The 4,278-nt window shown below is 37.9% G+C and carries 6 protein-coding genes; 1 reads left to right on the top strand and 5 read right to left on the bottom strand.

Annotated elements, in window-relative coordinates; translation table 11 throughout:
* Window positions 1-77 precede the first annotated feature (77 nt).
* Window positions 78-224, bottom strand: a complete 147-nt coding sequence (locus tag DET59_RS21820) for a hypothetical protein (RefSeq protein WP_181778277.1) — start codon at window positions 222-224, stop codon at window positions 78-80.
* 523 nt (window positions 225-747) lie between these two features.
* Complete coding sequence (gene rbsB, locus DET59_RS21275) at window positions 748-1,662, bottom strand: ribose ABC transporter substrate-binding protein RbsB (RefSeq protein WP_113971585.1); 915 nt, start codon at window positions 1,660-1,662, stop codon at window positions 748-750.
* Between the two features lie 511 nt (window positions 1,663-2,173).
* Here rbsB and DET59_RS21270 point away from each other — a divergent pair.
* On the top strand, window positions 2,174-3,061 hold the full coding sequence (locus tag DET59_RS21270; RefSeq protein WP_113971584.1) for an amidohydrolase family protein: 888 nt from the start codon (window positions 2,174-2,176) through the stop codon (window positions 3,059-3,061).
* Between the two features lie 122 nt (window positions 3,062-3,183).
* On the opposite strand, the gene DET59_RS21265 is transcribed toward DET59_RS21270, so the two are convergent.
* From DET59_RS21265 to DET59_RS21900, 3 genes are all read right to left on the bottom strand, one after another.
* Window positions 3,184-3,633 (bottom strand): hypothetical protein, encoded by a 450-nt coding sequence (locus tag DET59_RS21265; protein WP_113971583.1) that lies wholly within the window; start codon window positions 3,631-3,633, stop codon window positions 3,184-3,186.
* 17 nt (window positions 3,634-3,650) lie between these two features.
* Entirely contained in the window at window positions 3,651-4,088 is a 438-nt protein-coding gene (locus DET59_RS21260; protein ID WP_113971582.1) for a hypothetical protein, read from the bottom strand.
* 2 nt (window positions 4,089-4,090) lie between these two features.
* Window positions 4,091-4,278: hypothetical protein (locus tag DET59_RS21900; RefSeq protein WP_220154076.1), on the bottom strand; the 188-nt coding region annotated here is incomplete at its 5' end.

Genomic DNA, 4,278 nt, shown 5'->3' with positions numbered 1-4,278 from the left:
GCGTAGCGCGGTAGCCAAGGGACGAACGCGGGAACCCATGACATTTTTAAAAATACTAAAGTAACTAAATGCGACAACTATATTGACAAACACCGATATCCACTACCATTAAAAGCACCTACTTGTGTATCATACCCTTCGTAACTATAACCAGCTTGAGCTGCTCCAGCAGTTGCTAGCGAACCTAATGTCAAACCTAAAACTACTAATTTTTTCTTCTTCATTTAATTACACCGACCTTTTTAAAATTTAGGTAATTTTGTAAAAATTGGACGAAAATTCTAAGAAACCTCCATATATTAACTGAAACCATTAAACCTCAACTTTTAAAAACAGACTAATTTTGATTCAAATATCACTGCAATGATTTTCTTTAGCTAAAGACTAACAATTTCCTTTTTTTGTATCTGGTGCGCACTTCAAACAATACTTTAGATGTCTACAAATGTAAAATATAGTCAGGTGGTAGTTTTGTAGATTTAACCCTAAACTTATGACTAATCCTCCACTTTCCGACAAAAAGTACTAATAATTATTCTCTTAGGAATAAAAATATATTAGATAATTTGAACCACGAAAATACAAAGGAATATTGGACTATGAAACCTTTTGAGTTGCTTAAAATAATACTAAATGGTTATTTTACACATATAAAAAACACCTCCAAGTGCAAATATTAACGCCTTGAAGGTGTTTATTAAGATTTAATTTTGTATGTCATTTTACTCGCAATGAGTTTCCATACATTTATTCTTTCTTTACCGTCACCAACTTCAACGGCACCGGAATCTTCTTGTATACCTTCTTCCCTGCCAACACATCAGCCCCAGCCTGAACGGCCAACGAACCAATCTTCTCAGGCTGCTGAGCCACGGTCGCAGACAGATTACCATTCCGAATGCTAGTCATCGCATCTTCATTTCCATCAAATCCAACGACGAGAACGTCTCGACCAGAACTCTGGATAGCCTGCAGTGCTCCCAATGCCATTTCATCGTTATGAGCAAACACAGCTTTGATATCTGGATTCCCTTGGATCATGTTCTCCATTGTATTCAATCCTTCGGTACGATCAAAGTTCGCTGTCTGCTTGGCCACGACATCCAACTTTTCATCCGCGATGTTGTGGAACCCGGCTCTCCGCTCACGAGTGGCGGATGCTCCTGGGACACCTTCCAGTTCTGCAACCTTTGCTCCTTCACCAAGCTGTTTGACGAGGTATTCTCCGGCCATTTCGCCGCCCTTTTCGTTATCCGAGCTGACGAGGGTGGCGACGTCTCCTTTTTCCGCTGAGCGGTCAAGGGTGACGACGGGGATGCCTAGGCTGTTGGCGGATTGGACGGCAGTGGAGATGGCCGCTGAGTCTGTCGGGTTGATGAGTAAGACGTTGACGCCCTGCTGGATGAGGTCTTCTACGTCATTGATCTGTTTGGCGGCGTCATTCTGTGCATCGACGACGACGACTTCCATGCCTTGTTTCTTCGCTTCGTCTTCTACTCCGTTTTTCATGGAGACGAAGAATGGGTTATTCAAGGTTGAAACGGATAGTCCGATTTTGATGTCTTCTGGGTTCGAGCTTTTACTTGGCTTCGCCCATTCCGGCGGCTGCAGGGAGCATGCGCCCAGGAATAGGAGTGAAAAACTGGTTAAATGGGGACGGATCCAATTTGACTTTTTGCATTAATCTGGAAAAGCGCACTTTCAAACCAATGATAAATAATCCTTAACAGCCATTGATGATATAGACCTGAATTCTCCTGTTCGTCTAGTAGAAAATATACTCTTCCAAGTGCTCGAACCAGAACTCCTCCGTATGAACTTCTCAAACATAAGGATTACATCCACCCTGCCAATGAATTGTCCAATCAGCGCTTCCACCCCGTGCCGAGGGTCTGACCCCAATATGCACTTTCCCTTTTGTACTTCGACAATAAATTTGAAAACCTAAAATTAAAGAGAAGTCCAAAACCTTTTGGACTTCTCTTAGATTTAAGTAGGTTTTCACTTTCTTTCTAGTGAATATTACTACGCATTAAACTATTGACGATTGTTAATTAGACTTGAACCAGTTTATGGTAACTAGAGTATGAACGTGATAATATTTATATAATTAAAAATATTTAAAAGTAATATTTATTTTAACCTAAATAAGAAAGGGCGACTGAGATTACAAATGATCATTGATTGCCATTTCCATGTTGATGAAACGATGTTATCGTTAGAAAAAATGATTGAAGAGATGGATAAAAACAATATTAAGAAAACCGCATTAATTCCACCTTTAAATGAAACCATGTATGAAAAAGAAAGTACATACCAGGATAACCTACACCGCTTGTTCCGTTTTTTAATTATGAATTTTCCCAAAGTAGGCTTTAAGATTTATAACGGATTAGTTAAAGATGGTTACTTTAAAGTCAATGGAAGCTTTAAGATTTTCACCGAGCCAAATAATGACATTGTAGCAAATGCGATAAAATGCTATCCTGATCGTTTTCTAGGCTGGGCTGCCGTTAATCCAACTGTTCCCGAATCTGTGGAGACGTTAGAAACATACCTTAACCTACCTGGTTTTATTGGTGTAAAAGCCCATCCATTTATGCATAAGTATAGTATTAAAGAACTTGATCAAATTGGATCCTTATGCCAAAAAAGAGACCTCCCAATGATTATTCATCTGTCTTCAGAACCAGATTCCTACAAATACTTACCAGACAAATATCCCAATCTCAAAGTTATTTATGCTCATGCAGGACTTCCTTTTTGGAAAAGCCTGTGGCAATACGCAAAAGAAAAGCCCAATGTTTATGTGGACACTTCAAGTGATTACCTTACACCCGCTATCGTAAGAAATGTAGTTCAGGCACTTGGGTATCAAAAGGTATTGTATGGTTGCGATGGACCATATGGAATGAAAAAGTATAATGAGTACGATTACTCGGATAAAAGGAGCTGGATTGACTCTTTAGATATTCCTCAAGAAGAAAAGAAATTTATTCTAGGGAAGAATTTTATGGACTTAATAAAGAGTTCAGATCAGGCCTTCATACAGAAAGGATAATAGCTCGAATGTCGGGATCAGACCCCCGATCGATTAATGATTCACTTTGACGAGGGTCTGACCCCAATATCTAAAAATAGGAAAGACGTTTTCATTTTTTGAAAACGTCTTTCCGTAGATATTCAGATATCATCCAATGAATTGTGGATTGTCACGATAGGTTCATAGCTACTCAAAATTTCAAGAACGTTTTCTTGATCTACAAACACAAAATCAGTAATCTCATCGCCGAAACCAGGTCCTAATTCTTTACTAAGATACCAATCTAGAAATTCAGAGTTTTCCATTTTATATAACGGCCATAATTCTTCGCGTTTATTACTATTTGGTTTTAAAGAATCTAAAAAAGGAAATTCATTCAATTCGCTTCGATGACATTCATCTGAAAATCTTAAAGACAATACTCCCTCATTGAAAGTAAAACAAACATACTTATCTAGGAGCTTACCACTTTTAATTATTTGATAAATTAGCTTTACTTTATTAAAAGTGTATTCAAGTTTTTCAAAGCCCAGTACTTCACCAATTTCGTTACTTGGGCGCCAGTAATGCATAATACTTGAAGTTTTCATTAAATCCAACCCCTTAGTTAATCATACCTAATTACTTCTTTACCAGCATTCCACTTAATTGCAGGTCTTCCATAAGAAGCATCCTTAGGATAGAACATTACTGTACCTTGTGGAGTATGTACAGCCCATTTCCCACTACCATATGCAACTGGTGGATTTGTAGATGTTGCTATATACCTCTGTAAATCAGATAGTGCCTTACTAGCATTCCCTACTTTTCTATATTGCTTGAAATTCTTAGCTGCAGGATCAAGTCTAGCTGTACTTCTCAAACTTACCCAACCATAGGGAGAACCACTCGTACATTGAGGAGTGACAATTTCTCCACCAATAGAAGTTTTGGCAGTAGGAGTTACACTCCAAGGATCGCTACATGCAGCATTAACTTTTCCCAGACCAGGAACAATTAAAAATAATAATAGTGTCGTTAACAAAACTGAAAATATTTTTTTCAAGATTATACCTCCAAATACCCATTAAGTAAATAAGCGCTTATTACTCTTTTGATGATATCATATAATAATTCCCAAAAAATGAAATATTCATATAATTGAATTAATTTCATAACTCTGAGCCCTTGCGGCTCTAAGGGTAAAATGACAAGAAAATAGAGCACCTCCCCAAATCCTGTATAATGAGAGTTAC

The sequence above is a fragment of the Rossellomorea aquimaris genome (assembly GCF_003315075.1).
Classification (GTDB): Bacteria; Bacillota; Bacilli; order Bacillales; family Bacillaceae_B; genus Rossellomorea; species Rossellomorea aquimaris_C.
Note: the sequence above shows the minus strand (reverse complement) of the source record. Positions and strands in the feature narration are given on the sequence as shown.

Bases quoted from the DNA above. Each gene is read 5' to 3' on its own strand.
- DET59_RS21820 (WP_181778277.1), bottom strand. From the start codon at position 224: ATGAAGAAGAAAAAATTAGTAGTTTTAGGTTTGACATTAGGTTCGCTA.
- DET59_RS21270 (WP_113971584.1), top strand. From the start codon at position 2,174: ATGATCATTGATTGCCATTTCCATGTTGATGAAACGATGTTATCGTTA.
- DET59_RS21265 (WP_113971583.1), bottom strand. From the start codon at position 3,633: ATGAAAACTTCAAGTATTATGCATTACTGGCGCCCAAGTAACGAAATT.